This window comes from Streptomyces sp. 35G-GA-8 (assembly GCF_023534745.1).
Lineage (GTDB): Bacteria > Actinomycetota > Actinomycetes > Streptomycetales > Streptomycetaceae > Streptomyces.
The window spans coordinates 35,161-52,002 of record NZ_JAMHJQ010000004.1 but is presented as its reverse complement, the minus strand read 5'-3'; the positions used below and the strand labels follow the sequence as shown (position 1 = coordinate 52,002).

Sequence of the window (16,842 nt, the reverse complement as noted above, 5' to 3'; positions counted from 1 at the left end):
CTTGATGGTGTTTTTCGTGGCTGAATATCTGAGGAGACGCTTCATCGCTGCCCATTCAAGAATGTGCCCAGCTCCTCGGCTTACTCTGCTGGTTCCTCAGCTGACGCTCATGCCGCGTTCTGGCCACTCCGACGCTTCTTCGTAAAGTGCGTTAATTTCACGTGAGGCTTTGAGGAATGCGTAGTTGATTTCACCGTCGATAGGTCGAGACCTGCGACTCTTCGTGTCCATTAGAAGTCGACCCGGCGGTTCATCGGTATCGAAGCCAAAGATGTATTCGATGGAATCATCTGTTTCAGCAACCTTGCGGAAATATACGAGTGAAGCCATCACCGTTTACCTTCCAGATCTTCCCGCTTGAACAGCGGGATCTCTGGAGTACGCTGGATCATTCAGAAGGTCTCTTGGGTGCCGTCGTGCTCTCATCATCCATTCACCGGGTAGGTGGCTGGCGGCCAGCCCTTCTCGAAGGCCCCCTTCAAGCCAGTTCTGAGCACGCCTGTGCCCTTGGTGCCGACGAAGTTGACCAAGCCTGCGGTGCACATTCGAGAGGCTGTCACGGGCCCGTTCCCGCGAGCAAGGCAGCCACGGCCACCGGTGGTTCTCCGGGGGATCAAGGACCTGCCCGGGGTCCGCGTGTCGGCGGTCGCTAGTCTGCCCGGATGCGTAACGGGGGAAGCGACAGTACCGGCAACAGCGACGGCGGCAGCGGTCGGCTGGTGCGTCGGTTGAGGAAGCATCGGACGCTCGCCTTGGGGGTGACGGCGGTGGTGCTCGCGGGTGCGGTGGGGATTCCGTTGGTCGTCGCCGACTCCGGCGACGACGAGTCCTGTTGGCAACTGCCCGCCTCGGCGCGGGCCCTCGCCGACGATCCGGTGGCCGCGACCAAGGCCCTCGATCCCGGAGGCGATGTCACCCGGCTCACGGCGGCACGGGAGTTGCTGGCGCATGGGAAGGTGTGCGGCGACGGCGCCCGTGTGCTGGGCCGTGTCGTGGAAGGGGCGACCCGTTCCTCGGGGCCCGGTGAGCCGCACACCGTGGCGCAGGCCGGCAGTGCCTACGCGGTGGCCGCCGCGCTCCACGACCGTGAACTCCCCGCGGGGCTCGCGCCTGCCGTGGCCCGGATGATGGCCGAGTATGTCGTGGACGCGGGGCGTGCCGGGAGTCTCGGCCGCGACGACGACGCGATCGGCCCCGCGGTGGCTCCCGAGGAGATCCAGCCCGACGGGAGAGGGTATGTGTCGCTCGGTCGCTTCCTCGCCCCCGGTGAAGCGCACGCCACTTTCGAGTACACCGACGATCTCGCGGGCGCGGACGCCGACATGGAGTTCCTGGTCGCCGAACTCGCCCAGGACCCCGAGGCGTTCGCGATCCTCTACGACGCCGAGCGCGCCTATCTCGCGTACTACCTGGAGCGGCTGACCGACCAGGGCGGCGACCCCGCCTTCCGCGCCTCGCCCGACCAGCGCGAAGGCTCCTCCGGCGCCACGACCTGGCCCGACAACGATCTTGAGGATCTGGCGGACCGCGTCGGTGACCTCATGAAATACCGCGCCCGCTACGCCAGGGACGGGACGATCCCCGATCTCGCCGCCTTCGACGCGTCAGTGCGTTCCCACACCCGGGGCGCTTTCCGTCCCGCGCCGGAGCGGTTGGACATCCGGCCGCCGATGGGCGACATCGCCCGCCGGCCGGTCTCCGGGCCGGTGCGCGGTGATCTGATGGACGGACGGCACCAGCTGTTCACGGTGGTGGACGGCTGGGCGCAGGACCGGAACGTACCCGCCCAACGCGCCAGTGCCATGAAGCAGTTGATGGACGACTCCTACGTCCGCGCCCTGTGGCTGAGGTAGACAGGAAGGCGGGGATCAGAAGGAGAAGCGCAGGTCCGAGCAGCCGCGCCGGCCCACCTCGTCCTCCGCGAACCGCTTGAGCATCCGTTGCCGCGCGGCGTTGTCGACCCCCGGAATGTCGTCGGACGCGTCGAGGGCGTAGTTGGCCGCCTCGCCGTCGCAGCGGGCGGTGGCCGTCAAGGAAAGACGCTCGTATCGGTCGTTCTCGGCCGTCAGCCGGTTGCTCCAGTCGCCGTACCAGGAGACGAAGGCCATCTGTGACCTCTGCTCCCCGGACTGCTCGTCCCTGGAATACAGGTCGCACCGACCTGTTGGGGCCGAGTGGTTCGTGGCCACTGCGACCCGCCAGCCCGCGTTCTCGGACAACCCGGCCCCGGTCACCCACCCGCAGGCCGTGTCCTTCGCGTCCGACAGCGGCACCGTCTTCGGATCTTCCTCGGGGTCGGGCAGTGCGACGTCCCGCTTCGGGGGCTCAAGGGGCTTTGCGCCACAACCGAGCCTGTCCGAAGCCGAGTTGGCGAGCGCGACGGCCGTACGGTACGCCGCTCCCGGGACCCCGGTGTTGACGTCCCGGCCCAGCCAGGTGTTCACCAGCAGCTTGCGCTGTCTGCCTTCGTCGTCCTTGCCGAGATCCGGGCAGTCCAGCAGGAGCTGGACGGCGCCGTACTGGCCGACGAACCCGGGCAGTCCCTCGGGCAGTGGAGCCTGCGCGGAGAAACCCGACTTCGGGAAGAGCGCCATGAACTCCCGGTCCTGGTCTTCCCGCCGGGTGTACGCCTCCATCTCGACGAACCGCTTGTCCCGCACCTCGTCGCCCTCAAGGGTGAGCCGGCACCAGTAGGAGCCGAGCCCGTCGATCTGCCGGGCCTCCTCGGACTTCAGCCGCGAGTCCGCCGGTGTGAGCCGTTCCAGTGAGTCCTGGGGCAGCGCCCCGCCACAGGCGTTCCGGGCCAGCCTCCAGTCCTGCGCGTAGGGCGCGGCGACGTATCCGCCCACGCCCAGGACCACCGCAGCCGCCACCGACACCTTGATCCAGCGCCGCATCCGCTCCCCGCCCCCGTCGTCCCAACATCTCCCGGGACCCTACTCGTTGCCGCCGGGCTTCTCGCGTCCGGCCGCCGGTGACCCTCCGGGGCCCCGGTGACCCACCGGGGCCGCCGGCGACCCCCCGGTTGTCGGTGACCCTCCGGCCGCCGGGCACTCAGCCGCGTAGCTCCTGCGTGCAGCACTTCACGCTGCCCCCGCCCTTGAGCAGTTCCCCGAGGTCGATGCCGAGCGGTTCGAACCCCCGGTCGCGCAGCGGGGCGAAGAGCCCGGCGGCGCTCTGCGGCAGCAGCACATGACGTCCGTCGCTCACCGCGTTCAGCCCGAGCGCCGCCGCGTCCGGCTCGGCGGCGATGAGCGCGTCGGGGAAGAGCCGGGCGAGTACGGTCCGGCTGCCGGGGGAGAAGGCGTCGGGGTAGTACATGATCTCGTCGGCCGCCTCGTCCAGTACGCACAGGGCCGTGTCCAGGTGGTAGTAGCGCGGGTCGACCAGATCCAGGCCGATCACCGGCCGGCCGAAGAACTCCTGCGCCTCGTCGTGCGAGAGCGGGCTGGACCGGAAGCCGCGCCCGGCCAGCAGATAGGTGGAGGTGACGGCGAAATCGCCCTCGCCCTCGTTGATGTGCACCGGCTCGCGGATGTCGGTGTAGCCATGGGCGCGGAACCAGTTCAGATGCGCCTCCGCCTCGCCGTGCCGCTCCTGATGGGCGAAGCGGGCGCCGAGCACGCGGCCGTCGATGACCGTGGCGCCGTTCGCGGCGTAGACCATGTCCGGCAGGCCGGGGTCGGGGTCCAGCAGCGAGACGCCGTGGCCGAGCGCCGTGTAGCGGTCGCGCAGGTCCTCCCACTGGGCCAGGGCCAGCGGCAGGTCCACCGGCTTCGAGGGGTTCATCCAGGGGTTGATCGAGTACGTCACCGCGAAGTGGCGCGGTGGGCACATGAGATAGCGGCGGGGGGAGGCGTCACGAGGCAATGGGGGCTCCTCACGAGCTGCGGGGCGCACGTGGCGTGGTGTGTGGGGGAGAGAAAGCTTGATGTGCGGGTGCGGGTGCGGGTGCGAGCGAGTGCGAGTGCGAGTGCGTGTGGGTGTGTGCGCGTGAAAGCCATGGTCCGCTCCGTCGGGCCCGCGCGCTGTCAACCGTTCGGGTGGTTCCGTACGCGGTGTCCGGGCCGTACGAGACGATACGTTCCGCCTCCCCGGTTGTAGATTGAGGCCATGGCTGACAGCAGGGCACCCGACTCCACCCGGCGCAGTGAACGCTCGCGCCGGGCGATCTACGACGCGGCCCTCGCCCTGGTGGGCGAGGTCGGCTACGGCAGGACGACGATCGAGGGCATCGCGGCCCGCGCCGGGGTCGGCAAACAGACGATCTACCGCTGGTGGCCCTCCAAGGGCGCCGTACTGCTGGAGGCCTTCCTCGACCTCAGCGACCAGGCGGCGCACGAGGCGGACGGCGGCGAGGGCATCCACGAGATCCCCGACACCGGCGATCTGGAGGCGGATCTCAAGCTGGTCCTGCGCGCCACGGTCGACGAGATGAACGACCCGAAGTACGAGGTGCCCTCCCGCGCGCTCGCCGCCGAGGGGATCGTCAACGCCGAGCTCGGTGTCGAATTCGCCAGGAAGATGCTCGAACCGCAGCTCCAGCTCTATGTGAAGCGGCTGCGGGCCGCCCAGGAGGCCGGGGAGGTACGGCAGGACCTCGATCCCCGTATCGCCCTGGAGTTGCTGGTCGGCCCCGTCGCCCATCGCTGGCTGCTGCGGACGCTGCCGCTGACGCACGCGTACGCGGACGCGATCGTGGAGTACGCGGTGCGCGGACTGGCCCCGAGGCCGCCCGCGCGGCACTGAGTGCCAGCGCGCGGCGCCCGCGCGCGGAGACGTCCGGGCGCCGGGGGGCGCGCGGGGGCGCGTCGATGCATACGGGGCGGGTGTGGTGAATCCCACCGCTCCCGGAGACCCCGAACGGGGCCATATTTCACCGCACAAGCGGCAATCCACCCCGTGGTGGCGGACGGCTCCCCGTACCCCGGTGGGGGCTCCCGGCCACCCGGGGAGCAGGATGGTGGGACCATGGGGAGAGTCCGCAGGGACGAGCATGAGGTGTGAGGGGATAGATGGGCGACGATTTCGGCCGCTACCGCGGCACGGAGAGCAGGATTCCCCAGTGGCTGCGCAGGCGCCCCAAGAAGAGCGCCGGCGGTTCCGCGTTCGACGAGGACGTGGCCGGCCGCGAGGCGCTGCTGCTCGCTGTCGCGCATGCCGGTATGCCCGTCTCGCCCGCCGCGCACCCCGTCGGCTACCGATGTTCCTGTGAACGGATCGGCTGTCCCACCCCGGCCAGACACCCCCTCTCCTTCGCCTGGCAGACCCAGTCCACGACCGATCGCGCGCAGATCGAGCGGTGGGCGCGCAACCAGCCCGAGGCCAACTTCATCACCGCGACGGGCATGATCCACGACGTGCTCGACGTGCCGCTGGAAGCGGGCAGCCGGGCGCTGGAGCGGCTGCTCGAACAGGGCATCGACGTGGGTCCCGTGGCGGACTCCGGCGGCGACCGGATGCTCTTCTTCACCGCGACCCGGGGCACCCCCGAGGACGAGGACGAGTGGTGGCCCTGTGAGCTGGACTGCCACCCCGAGACGATGGACGAGCACCCGGGGCTGCGCTGGCACTGCCGGGGCAGCTATGTGCTCGTACCCCCGGCCCGGTTGCCCGGCGAACTGTCGGTGCGCTGGCTGCGCGGCCCCGAGCACCCGCTGCCGGATCCGCTGACGCTGCTGGAGAGCCTGACCGACGCGTGTGCGCGGTACGCGGGGGAGAACGGCGAGCTGGACCCGCACGCGGTGGCCTGGCCGCTGGGCCGCTGACACGGGGCGGAAGCCGGCAGGGGCGCGATCGCGGGCGTACGGACCACAGCGGGCCTACGAACCCTTCGCCCCCGTGACCCCCTGAAGCCGGCTCGCCACCCACACCGTCGGTGTGTCCGCCCCGGCGCGCGGGACCAGCGCCACCTGGCTGGACACCCACTCCTTGGTGAGCGTGTTCCGTATGTCGCCCGTCAACAGCGCCTTGACATCAGGCTTCACCACCGGCTTGACGCCCTTCGCGCCCGTCTGCCGCTCGAAGTACCGCGTCGCGAAGAAGACCAGCGCGCCGCCGTCCTTGGTCCGCAGCCCCAGCGGGGCGAAGTCGCCCTCCTTCAGCGGCTGGTCGACATACTGCGTGACCAGACCGGGCAGCCGCGCGTTCTTCTCGCGGGCCTCCCGCCATCCGTTCGTGTGCGGCCCGTCCTCGAAGGTCTTCCCCGTACCGTCGCGCAGATACGAGACATACGCCTCGCTCAGCTTTCCCGGGGCCACCGCCAGCGCCTCGCTGTCCGGCGCCGCCGGTTCGCCCCAGCCGTCCTTGTCGGTCGCGAAGTCCGGGACCTCCTTCGTGGCCATGATCGTCAGATACGGCACCTTCCACCGCTCTTCGGGGCCGTTGCGCACGAAGACCAGCAGCCAGCGCGTGTCCTGCGGGCCACCGTTGTCCGTGTCGCGGTTGCTGTCGGTGTTCGCGACGAACCAGCGCGGCCAGCCCGCCTTCTTGGGGATCGTGAACGTCGCGTCGGTCAGCTCCAGCGGCTGATGCCGCGGATTGCCGTCCGGGTTCATGATGCCGGCCGCTTTGAGACCGGCCTGGTTGATCGCGCCCAGCGCGCCGGTCACCCGGCCCGCGTCGAGCGCCGGATCGTACGCCTTGTCCGCCGCGTTGTACGCGTCGGTGAAATCCTTCAGCGCCCGCGCGGCCTCACTCCGGTCGGCCGTCGGCAGTACCGCCAGCTCCCCGTGCACCGTCACGCACCCGCTCGCCGTCAGCGACAGAACCGTCGCCGTCGCGAGCCCCGCCGCTGCCCGAATCGGCCTTCCCCGCCTGCTCATCGGCCGCCTCTGCTCCTTGACCCCGACTGACCGGGCCCAACCCTACCGGCGCCAGGAACAGCGCGAGCGTCGGGACCAGATACAGGCACCAGACGATGACTTGAAGGACCGTCGGGTCCGGCTGGAAGTTGAAGACGCCCTTGAGCAGCGTGCCGTACCAGCTGTCCGGCGGGATGGTCGTGCTGATGTCGAACGCCTTGCTGGACAGGCCGCCCAGGAAGCGTGCCTCCTGGAGGTCGTGGACGCCGTACGCGAGCACACCCGCCGCGACGATCACCAGCATCCCGCCGGTCCAGGTGAAGAACTTGGCCAGATTGATGCGCAGCGCGCCCCGGTAGAAGAGCCAGCCGAGCACCACCGCGCTCGCGATTCCGAGCAGCACACCGATCAGTGGTGCGTGGCTGCCGTCGGAGGAGGCCCGTACCGACGCCCAGACGAACAGCGCGGTCTCCAGACCCTCCCGGCCCACGGCCAGGAACGCCGTCGCGACCAGCGCGCCCGTCCCCATCCGGAGCGCCGCGTCCAGCCGGCCGTGCAGCTCCGCCCTCAGATGCCGCGCCGTACGCCGCATCCAGAAGACCATCCAGGTCACCAGCGCCACCGCGAGGACCGACAGCGAGCCGCCGAGCGCCTCCTTCGCCTCGAACGTCAGCTCCTGCGAGCCGAATTCGAGCCCGAAGCCGAAGCCGAGCGCGAGGGCGACCGCGACCCCGATCCCGATCCAGATGGGGCGCAGCGCGTCGCGCCGCTCCGTCTTGACGAGATACGCGACCAGGATGCAGACCACGAGACTGGCCTCAAGGCCCTCGCGCAGACCGATCAGATAGTTTCCGAACACGTCGGAACTCCCTTTCCGATATTCCGATGTCAGGCCATCAGGTCCCGGCCCCACCAGTCGTCCTTGTCCCGGACGCCCGGTGGGATCGCGAAGACCGCTGAACCCACGTGCTGGATGTATTCGTTGAGCGCGTCGGAGCGCGCCAGGGACCGCTGCACGGGGATGAACGCGTCCCGTACGTCGCGCTGGTACGCCAGGAAGAACAGCCCCGCGTCGAGCCGGCCGAGGCCGTCCGTACCGTCCGTGAAGGAGTAGCCGCGGCGCAGCATCCGTGCCCCGTGGTGGGAGTCCGGATGCGCCAGCCGTACGTGCGAGGTCGGCAGCATCGCCTTCAGATTGGGCTTGTCGTGCTCGCGCGCCTTGCCGACCGCCGCGCCCTCGCCCTTGTCCCGGCCGAAGACGTCCTCCTGCTCCTGGAGGGAGGTACGGTCCCAGGTCTCGATCCGCATCGAGATCCGGCGGGCCACCAGATACGAGCCGCCCGCCAGCCAGCCGGGGCCGTCCGCGTCCGACACCCAGACGTGCTTGTCCAGGGCGGCGGTGTCCGTGCCCGCGATATTGCTGGTGCCGTCCTTGAAGCCGAAGAGATTACGGGGGGTCTGGGCGCCCGGCGTGGTCGATGACGTCTTGCCGAAGCCGAGCTGCGACCAGCGCACCGCGACCTTCCCGAAGCCGATCCTGGCCAGATTGCGGATCGCGTGCACGGCGACCTGCGGATCGTCCGCGCACGCCTGGACACAGAGATCGCCGCCGCCGCGCGCCGGATCGAGGTTGTCACCGGGGAACTTCGGCAGCTCGACGAGCGCGGCCGGGCGCCGCTCGGCCAGCCCGAAGCGGTCCTTGGCGAAGAGGCCGGGACCGAAGCCGACGGTGAGGGTGAGCCGGGACGGCTTGAGGCCGAGAGCCTCGCCGGTGTCGTCGGGCGGGGCCTCGGGGAGACCGCCGTACGCGCCCTCGCCGACCGCGTGCCCCGCCGTCATCCGCTCGGCGGCGCGGGTCCAGTCCTTGAGCAGCCGGACCAGTTCCGCGCGGTCCTCGGTCGTCACGTCGAACGCGGCGAAGTGCAGCCGGTCCTGGACGTCGGTGGCGATCCCGGCCTGGTGGCGGCCGTGGAAGGGGACCGCCGCGCCGGACTCGGCGGCGGGCGCGGCGGTGCCACCGTCCCGTACCGCGGCCACGGCGCCACCGGCCGCGGCGGCGCCGAGCGCGAGCCCGGCACCGCCCCAGCCGAGCAGCGCGCGGCGGGACGGCGGGGACGGTGCGGTCTTCTCGGTCTTCTCGGTCTTCTCGTCCGTTGTGCTGTCGTCCGTGCTGTCGTCGGAGGGCATGGCGCGCGGCCCTACTTGACGACGGCGGCGGCGAGCTTGGAAAGCGGCTCGGCCAGTGCGTTCACACCGTCCGAGAGCTCCTTGCGCTGCGCCTCGCCGACCTTCTCGTACGAGGTGAAGGCGTACGAGTCCGCGCCCCCGCCCTCGCGGTAGGTGTCGAGCAGCTTGTTCAGCGCGGCGAAGCGCTTGTCCAGCTCGGTCACCAGCGCCGGGTCGTTCTTCGAGGCGACCGGCTTGAGCAGTTCGTACGAGTGCTGCGCGCCCTCGACATTGCCCTTGAAGTCGACCAGGTCGGTGTGGCTGTAGCGCTCCTCCTCACCGGTCACCTTGCCGGCGGCGACCTCGTCGAGGAGTTCCTTGGCACCGTTGGCCATCGAGGTCGGGGTGATCTCGGCCTTGCCGACCCGCTGCCGCCAGTCGGCGAGGTCCTTGTCGAGCGCGTCCGCGAGCGCCTTGGCGTCCGGGCCGAGCTTCTTGTCCTGCCAGAGTTCCTTCTCCAGCCGGTGCCAGCCCGTCCACTTCTGGCCGGGCTCCAGTCCGTCGGCGCGTACGTCGACCTTCGGGTCGATGTCGCCGAAGGACTCGGCGACCGGCTCGGTGCGCTCCCAGCCGATACGGGAGGGCGCGTACGCCGTCTTCGCGGCTTCGAGATCACCGGCGCGCACGGCGTCGGTGAAGACCTTGGCCTTCGGCAGCGTCTCGTCGGCCTGCGTCTGCACGTACTTGCGGTACGCGGCGACGGCGGCGTCCATCTCCGGGCTGCGCTTGGCGGCGGCGGCGCCGGTGACCGTGACCTTCTGGCGGATGCCGTCGCCCTTCATACCGGGCTTGCACGCGATCTCGTACGAACCGGCCTTCACCTCGGCGGTGATCCTGGCCTTCGTGCCGGGGCCGATGTTCTCGCGCTCGGTGACGATCCGGTCGTCGGGGAAGAGCAGATAGACCTCGGTGACCTTGGTGCCCTTGTTCTCGACGGCCAGCTCCACATGACCGGCCGGGAACTCCTTCTTCGACACCTCGCAGGAGTCGTCCGCCGCGGTGACCTGGACGGCGCCGTCACCGGCCTTCGCGTCGCTCTTCTCGGCGCAGCCCGTCACGGCGGTCAAGGCGGCCACCGCCGCGGTGGCGGTGACGACGGAGAGACGGACAGGTCGCATGCGGGGCTCCATAAAACGGGCGGAAGGACGGCTGAGGTGGTGAGGTAAAGACGCCGAAGTGCGGCGGTGAGGCGGCCCTAACTTAACTGAGCCTTACCTGTGTCGTGACCCCTCGCGCAGTGATTCACCTCTCACCGCTTCCCCCGGATACGAGCAGGTCACAGCAGTCCCCGGGGCATCCCAAGACCGGGTCAAGCGCGGGTCAAGAAGCGCGCTTGGGGACCACCAGCGGAGCGCCGGTCCGGGGATGGGGGAAGACCTCGACGGGCTGGCGGTAGACCCGGCTCAGCAGCTCGTCACGGAAGATCTCGATGGGCGGTCCCACGGCGGCGACGGCTCCATCGTGCAGTACGGCCGTACGGTCCGCGTGGGCGGCGGCGAGCCCCAGATCGTGCAGGACGACCACGACGGCGTCGCCCGCCGCCGCGCGCTCCCGGCAGACCCGCAGGACCAGTTCCTGATGGCGCAGATCGAGCGCGGCGGTCGGCTCGTCGAGGAGGAGCAGCGGGGCGCGCTGGGCGAGGACGCGGGCGAGCGCGACGCGCGCCCGCTCGCCGCCGGAGAGCGTGGAGAAGGGGCGCGCGGCGAACTCGGTGGTCTCGGTGGCCGCCATCGCCCCGGCGACGGCGGCCTCGTCCTCGTCAGCCCGCGCCGTCCCGGCCCAGGGCGCCCGGCCCATCCGTACGACCTCCGCCACCGGGAAGGGGAACGAGAGCGCGGCCGACTGGGGGAGTACGGCGCGGCGCAGGGCGAGTTCGGGCGCGGACCAGTCGTGCGCGGGGCGCCCGGCGATCCGTACCTCGCCGCGGTCGGGCCGCAGATCGGCCGCCAGCGCGGCGAGCAGGGTCGACTTCCCGGCCCCGTTGGGCCCGACGAGCGCCAGCACCTCGCCGGCGCGGGCGTCGAGGCCGACGTCGCGAAGCACCTCGCGCTGTCCGAGCCGGACATGGAGGCCGCGGACCCCGGCGAGGGGAGTGCCGGGGGCGACGGGAACGGGGAGCGCGCGCCCGCGCGCGGCGAACAGACCGCGGATGCTCATGCCCAACCACCTTGCTCAGGAAGGGAAGCGGCGCTCATGCCCAGCCTCCCTGCTTGCGACGAGTCCTGCGCAGCAACCAGAAGAAGAACGGGCTGCCGAAGAGCGCGGTCAGTACGCCCAGGGGGAGTTCCGCCGGGGCCGCGACCGTACGGGCCGCCAGATCGCCCGCGACCAGGGCCAGCGCGCCGCCGAGCGCGCTGCCCGGGACCAGGAAGCGATGGCCCGGACCGTTCGCCATCCGCAGCAGATGCGGCACCAGCAGACCCACGAACGTGATGATCCCGGCCACCGCGACCGCCGCCGCCGTGAGCAGCGCGACGACCAGCACCAGCACCATACGGAGCCGCTCCACCTCCACCCCCAGATGACGGGCCGACCGTTCACCGAGGGCGAGAAGGTCCAGCCGCCGCGCGTAGAAGGGCGCCAGGGCCAGACCCGCCAGCGCGCACGGCAGCACCGCGAGCACCTTGGGCCAGGTCGCCTGGGCCAGCGAACCGAGCTGCCAGAAGGTGATCTGGGTGATCTGCGCGTTGTCCGCGAAGAAGATGAAGAGTCCGATCAGCGCTCCGGCGAACGCGTTCACCGCGATGCCGGTGAGGATGAGCGTGACCACTTCCGTACGGCCGCCGGAGCGCGACAGCGCGTACACCAGCAGGACCGTCGCGAGCCCGGCCACGAACGCGCAGACGGTCACCGTCCAGTTGCCGAGGAAGCTCAGCCCCAGCGCGATGGAGGCCACCGCACCGACCGCCGCGCCCGACGAGATGCCGATGACACCGGGTTCGGCGAGCGGGTTGCCGAACACGCCCTGCATCAGCGCGCCCGCGCAGCCGAGCGAGGCGCCGACGAGGAGCGCGAGGACGACGCGGGGCAGCCGTACGTTCCACAGCACGCTCTCGCCGACCCGGTCGAGCGCCGAGCCGCCGAGCCCGGTCCTGTGCTGTACGGAGGCGAGGACGTCCCCGAGAGGGATGTGGTACGCGCCGATCCCGGCGGAGAGCAGACAGAGGACGACGAGCGCACCGAGCAGTCCCGCGGTCAGCAGGGTGGTGCTCCCGGGCAGTCGCCGACGCGCGTTCGCGGTGAGCGCCGACATCACGTCACTTCCCGTCCGCGTACAGCTGCTTGACGATCGACCGCAGCACCTCGTCCGTGCGCGGACCGTAGTTCAGCAGCACTCCGTCGTCGACCGTGATGACCCTGCGGTCCATGCCCGCCGGTGTCTCGGCGATGCCGGGGATCCTCACCAGGCCGTCCACCCCGCCCACCGAGTCGAGCCCCTTGGTCATGACGAGGATCGCGTCGGGCGCGGCCTTCGCCAGTGCCTCGCTCGTGATCGCGGTGAAGTCCTTGGTCAGCCCCGACTCCTTGCCCGCGTCGAGCGCGCCTGCCGCTTCCAGCAGTGAACTCGCCCCGGATTCACGGCCGCCGAGCAGATAGACGGAGGCCGAGCCGCGCAGATACAGGAAGGCCACGCGCGGCTTCCCGCCATCCTTCCCTCCGCCCTTCCCACTGCCATTGCCGCCGCCCTTCCCACTGTCCTTGCCGCTGCCCCGCGTGCTCTGCTCATCCGTCGGGATCTCGTCGCGTACGGCGTCGATCCGTTCCTCCGTACGCTTCTTCAGCTCGGCGCCCGCCATCGGTACACCCAGCGCGCCGGCCACCGCGTCGATCCGCGTCCCGACATCGTCGAGGCTCTTCGCCGGGTCGACGACGACCAGCGGAATGCCCGCGTCCCGGATCTGGCCGATGGCCTCGGCGGGGCCCGTGGTGGTGTCGGCGAGGACGAGCGTCGGCCCGAGCGACAGCACGCCCTCCGCCGAGACATCGTGCGCCCTGGTCACCACCGGCAGTTTCGCGGCCTGTTCGAAGGTGGCGGTGATGTCGCGGGCGACGACCCGCTCGCCGAGGCCGAGTGTGAAGACGATCTCGCTCAGCGATCCGGTCAGCGGCACGATCCGGTCCGCCGAGGTGATCGTGACCTTCGCGCCGTCGGCGGAGTTGACGGTGACGGGCAGCCGGGGCACGGGCGCGGCGGCCAGTGGCTCCACCCGGTCGGCGGCGGCTGTGGGCGTCGGGTTCCGCTTCGCGTCGGTCGTATCCGTACCGTCTCCGCTTCCGCTTGCGCCGCCGGAACCGCAGCCGGTCAGAGCGAGGGAGAGGGCGATGAGGGAGAGAAAGGCGCCCGTGAGGCGTGATCTGCGCACCGAGCGCACCATCCTGTTCGTTCTGTCGAGTCGAGCTGTCGAACCGTCGAGCTGTCGAGCTGGCGAGCCGTCGAGTGGTTCGGCCGGGGTTTCCGTGGGGAGGGGTTCCAGCACAGGTTGAAGATAACTTAGGTTAGCCTTACCTTGCTCGTCAGGCCCGGGGCTGTTCCGCGTCCGGGCCCGCCGTCCCTGCTCGTCAGACGTGGGAGTGACTTCGATGCTGTCCTTCAGATCCCTGCGCGCCTTCGTCGTCGCGCTGCTCATGGCGCTGCCGATGGCCCTGCTGCCGGCCGCCGGCGCGGGGGCCGCCGACCGTACGGTGCAGGGCGGCCGGCTCGACTGGGGCATCAAGTCGTCCTTCCTCGGCTATGTCACCGGGCCGATCGCGCAAGGCAGTTGGGCGCTGAACGGGGGCGCCGCCACGGTGGGCAGCCAGTTCCGGTTCCACTCGGCCACCGGCACCTACGACCCGGACACCGGCGCCTTCAGGGCCGGCTTCTCCGGCGGGGTCCGGTTCCTCGGTCATCTCAAGGCCGACGGCAGCCATGAACTCGATCTCACCATCAGCCGTCCCACCGTCCGGATCACCGGCGGCAGCGGCACACTCCACGCGGACATGACCAGCAGGCCGAAGGGCGGCGGCAAGGTCACCTCGGCCTCCCAGGTCCCGCTGGCCACTCTCGATCTCTCCGGGATCGCGATGAAGGGCGGCGGCAGTCCCGTCGTCCTCACCCGCGTCCCGGCGACGCTCACCGCGCAGGGCGCCACCGCCTTCGCCGGCTACTACACCGCCGGAACAGCGCTCGACCCGGTCAGCCTGTCCGTGGATGTCAAGGCGGCGGGCGCACCGGGGAAGAAGTCATCGGCGCCGTCCGCGTCCGGACCCGGCGACGGTGAGAAGGCGACGGACGCCATCCAGGACGCGGCCGTCGACTGGGGCGTGCGCCGCACCTACCGCGAGTACGTCACCGGCCCCATCGCCCAAGGGAAATGGACGCTGAGCGGCGGCGCCCAGGACGGCGGCGCGCTGTTCCGCTTCCCACGGGGCAAGGGGACGTACGATGCCGGGAAGGGCACCCTCGACGCCGCCTTCGCGGGCAGCGTCCGGTTCACCGGAGCCAAGCTGGATCTGACCCTCGGCAAGGTCGCCGTACGGGTGAAGGACGGCAAGGGCACACTCTCGGCGGATGTCTTCGACGCGGCCGAGGGCAGCCCGCCCCGTAAGGCCGTGCCGCTCGTCACCTTCGAGGCCAAGGACTTCACGCCCGAGGACGGTCTCGCCTCGCTCTCCGAGGTTCCCGCGACGCTCACCTCACCGGGCGCCGAGACCTTCGGCTCCCTCTACGCGGCCGGTACCGCGATGGACCCGATCTCGCTGGCCGTCGCCGTCGACAAGAAGGCCGAGCTACCGGCGCTGCCGGACCTGGGCAGCGACGCCTCGCCCTCCGCCGCGCCGGAGGACCCGGCCTCCCCGTCCGCCGCGCCCTCCACCGGGGCGGCCACGGACGCCGCCCCGGCCTCGTCGTCCTCCTCGTCCTCGTCGTCCGCCGGAGCGGGGACGTACGTGGCGATCGGCGCGGGCGCGCTCGTCGTCGCGGGACTGGCGGGCTTCACGGCCGTCGCCGTCCGCAGGCGCCGCGGCGACAGCACGCCATAAACCCCCTCGTAACCCCCTCATCACCCCTCACGCCCTCCACCACACAACTCTGCCCTTTTTCGCACGGATTCCGTGTGTCAACGCGTGCGTTCCACGCCCCACCGCAAGGAGTACATCCCGCCATGGCAGCAACCCGCCGCCCCATAGCACTCGCCGCCGCCATCGCGACGGCGGCGGCCCTCGGCGCCACCGCCTTCACGCTCCCGGCGCTCGCGTCCGGCGCCCCTGCCGGCGCGCCCCAGGGACCGCTCGCCGCGCCCGGCGCCGCCCCGAAGCTCGATCTGAAGGACGGCACCCTGGACTGGGGCCTCAAGGAGTCCTTCCGCAATTACGTGACCGGCATGGCCGCGGGCACGATCACCGCCGCCGACGGCGCCACCCAGGCCACCGGAAACGGCCCCTTCACCTTCACCAACGGCACCGGCTCGTACGACCTGGCCACCCACAATGTCGCCACGGACTTCGACGGCGGCGTGCTGTTCTCCTCCAAGGCGCACGGCTTCGAGATCGAGGTGGCCGACGTGAAGCTGGTCACGGCGGGGACGGGTGGCGCCATCGAGGCGGACGTCACCCTCAACGGCGCGACCCAGAACGACATCGAGCTGGCCGCGATCGATCTGACGGGGATCCGCCCGGAGACCACGGGCGGGAGGATGGTCTTCAAGGACATCCCGGCCACGCTGACCGCCGACGGCGCGAAGGCGTTCAACGGGATGTACGAGGAGGGCACGGAGCTGGACAAGGCCACCCTCGCCGTCGGTTACGAGACGGGAGGCGGTACGTCCTCCCCGCCGCCCACGGAGCCCGAGCCGACGACGACGGAGTCCGCACCGACGACGGCCCCCACGGAGCCGACGACGGCCCCCACCTCGGAGGTGACCGCCCCCGGGCCGACCCCGACCACGACCACAAGCCCGGCTACGACCACAAGCCCGGCCACCACCCCGTCCACCGCCACCTCGGAGGCGCCCCTGAGGGCCGAGGACGGCGCGATCGTGGACGGCACTCTCGACTGGGGCGTCAAGGAGTCCTTCCGCTCGTACGTCGTCGGCAAGATCGCCCGGGGCAAGGTCGAACTCTCCGACGGCGCGGCGAAGTCGGGCGACGCTGCCTACCGCTTCCCGAAGGGCACGGGCGACTTCGACGCGACCGCGCGGACCCTCTCGGCGTCCTTCGGCGGTACGGTCCGCTTCCTCGGCCACCAGGACGAGGACGGCGAGTACGTTCTCGACCTCCGGCTGAGCGGTCTCCAGGTCGTGGTGGAGGACGGCAAGGGCACGCTCGTCGCCGATGTCAGCACCAAGGACCAGGAGACGCACAAGGTCGCCACGTACCAGGATCTGACCCTCGCCACGCTGGACATCCCGGCCGCCGGCCCGGTCGCCAAGGACGGAATCGTCACGCTGGACGCCGTACCCGCGACCCTCACCGCCGACGGTACGAAGGCCTTCGGCGGGATGTACCAGGAGGGCACGGAGCTGGACAGGCTGACCCTCGCGGTCGCGCTCGACGAGAACGCCAACCTCCCCGGCGGCACGGGCGGTTCGGACACGTCCGGCACGTCCGGCACGTCCGGCACGGGCGGTTCGGACGGTACCGGCACGGCGGGCGGCGGCGTTGTCGGCGGCGCGGCGGGCGGGGCCCTCGCCTCCACCGGGGCCGAGGTCCCGGTCGGCGCGCTGATGGGCGCGGCCGGTGCGATCGCCGCCGTCGGCGCGGCCGTCGTCCTCGCGGCCGAGCGGCGCCGTACGGGCCGGACCGCGCCGCTCGACGACGGTGCTTAAATGCCCGC

The 16,842-nt window shown here is 70.9% G+C and carries 15 protein-coding genes; 5 read left to right on the top strand and 10 right to left on the bottom strand.

Translation table 11 applies throughout. The features are described from left to right. Positions 1 to 96: 96 nt before the first annotated feature. On the bottom strand, positions 97 to 330 hold the full coding sequence (locus tag M1203_RS09480; RefSeq protein ID WP_249949127.1) for a hypothetical protein: 234 nt from the start codon (positions 328 to 330) through the stop codon (positions 97 to 99). A gap of 332 nt (positions 331 to 662) precedes the next feature. On the opposite strand from M1203_RS09480, the gene M1203_RS09475 reads away from it, so the two are divergent. After that, complete coding sequence (locus tag M1203_RS09475) at positions 663 to 1,853, top strand: hypothetical protein (RefSeq protein ID WP_249949126.1); 1,191 nt, start codon at positions 663 to 665, stop codon at positions 1,851 to 1,853. Between the two features lie 15 nt (positions 1,854 to 1,868). On the opposite strand, the gene M1203_RS09470 is transcribed toward M1203_RS09475, so the two are convergent. Both M1203_RS09470 and ddaH read right to left on the bottom strand, forming a co-directional pair. Continuing rightward, positions 1,869 to 2,897 (bottom strand): hypothetical protein, encoded by a 1,029-nt coding sequence (locus M1203_RS09470; protein WP_249949125.1) that lies wholly within the window; start codon positions 2,895 to 2,897, stop codon positions 1,869 to 1,871. A gap of 157 nt (positions 2,898 to 3,054) precedes the next feature. Further along, a complete protein-coding gene (gene ddaH / locus M1203_RS09465) occupies positions 3,055 to 3,900 on the bottom strand; it encodes a dimethylargininase (RefSeq protein WP_374402556.1) in 846 nt (281 codons plus the stop codon). A gap of 213 nt (positions 3,901 to 4,113) precedes the next feature. Here ddaH and M1203_RS09460 point away from each other — a divergent pair, with 213 nt between their 5' ends. Both M1203_RS09460 and M1203_RS09455 read left to right on the top strand, forming a co-directional pair. Next, positions 4,114 to 4,749, top strand: a complete 636-nt coding sequence (locus M1203_RS09460; protein ID WP_249949123.1) for a TetR/AcrR family transcriptional regulator — start codon at positions 4,114 to 4,116, stop codon at positions 4,747 to 4,749. 266 nt (positions 4,750 to 5,015) lie between these two features. Further along, positions 5,016 to 5,768 (top strand): bifunctional DNA primase/polymerase, encoded by a 753-nt coding sequence (locus tag M1203_RS09455; protein ID WP_249949122.1) that lies wholly within the window; start codon positions 5,016 to 5,018, stop codon positions 5,766 to 5,768. A 54-nt stretch (positions 5,769 to 5,822) separates the two neighbouring features. Here M1203_RS09455 and M1203_RS09450 read toward each other — a convergent pair whose 3' ends face one another. The 7 genes from M1203_RS09450 to M1203_RS09420 form a co-directional block, all read right to left on the bottom strand. Next, positions 5,823 to 6,743 (bottom strand): hypothetical protein, encoded by a 921-nt coding sequence (locus M1203_RS09450; RefSeq protein WP_308404858.1) that lies wholly within the window; start codon positions 6,741 to 6,743, stop codon positions 5,823 to 5,825. Further along, the gene (gene efeU, locus M1203_RS09445) at positions 6,694 to 7,662 is read right to left on the bottom strand and encodes an iron uptake transporter permease EfeU (protein ID WP_249949121.1); all 969 of its coding nucleotides are present in this window, start codon (positions 7,660 to 7,662) and stop codon (positions 6,694 to 6,696) included. The genes M1203_RS09450 and efeU overlap by 50 nt, the downstream gene beginning before the upstream one ends. Before the next feature lie 29 nt (positions 7,663 to 7,691). Then, positions 7,692 to 8,990 carry an iron uptake transporter deferrochelatase/peroxidase subunit gene (gene efeB, locus M1203_RS09440; protein ID WP_249949120.1) on the bottom strand — a complete coding sequence of 433 codons (1,299 nt, stop codon included), beginning with the start codon at positions 8,988 to 8,990 and terminating at the stop codon, positions 7,692 to 7,694. Positions 8,991 to 9,001: 11 nt separating this feature from the next. After that, positions 9,002 to 10,147, bottom strand: coding sequence for an iron uptake system protein EfeO (efeO, locus tag M1203_RS09435; RefSeq protein WP_249949119.1), 1,146 nt, complete (start codon positions 10,145 to 10,147; stop codon positions 9,002 to 9,004). Positions 10,148 to 10,349: 202 nt separating this feature from the next. Next, positions 10,350 to 11,186 carry a heme ABC transporter ATP-binding protein gene (locus M1203_RS09430; protein WP_249949118.1) on the bottom strand — a complete coding sequence of 279 codons (837 nt, stop codon included), beginning with the start codon at positions 11,184 to 11,186 and terminating at the stop codon, positions 10,350 to 10,352. 34 nt (positions 11,187 to 11,220) lie between these two features. After that, positions 11,221 to 12,282, bottom strand: coding sequence for an iron ABC transporter permease (locus M1203_RS09425; protein ID WP_249949117.1), 1,062 nt, complete (start codon positions 12,280 to 12,282; stop codon positions 11,221 to 11,223). Between the two features lie 4 nt (positions 12,283 to 12,286). Then, the gene (locus M1203_RS09420) at positions 12,287 to 13,405 is read right to left on the bottom strand and encodes a hemin ABC transporter substrate-binding protein (RefSeq protein ID WP_374402751.1); all 1,119 of its coding nucleotides are present in this window, start codon (positions 13,403 to 13,405) and stop codon (positions 12,287 to 12,289) included. A gap of 205 nt (positions 13,406 to 13,610) precedes the next feature. Between M1203_RS09420 and M1203_RS09415 the strand changes: the two genes are divergently transcribed. Further along, positions 13,611 to 15,050 (top strand): HtaA domain-containing protein, encoded by a 1,440-nt coding sequence (locus tag M1203_RS09415; protein WP_249949115.1) that lies wholly within the window; start codon positions 13,611 to 13,613, stop codon positions 15,048 to 15,050. 122 nt (positions 15,051 to 15,172) lie between these two features. Continuing rightward, on the top strand, positions 15,173 to 16,834 hold the full coding sequence (locus M1203_RS09410; RefSeq protein WP_249949114.1) for an HtaA domain-containing protein: 1,662 nt from the start codon (positions 15,173 to 15,175) through the stop codon (positions 16,832 to 16,834). Positions 16,835 to 16,842: the final 8 nt, after the last annotated feature.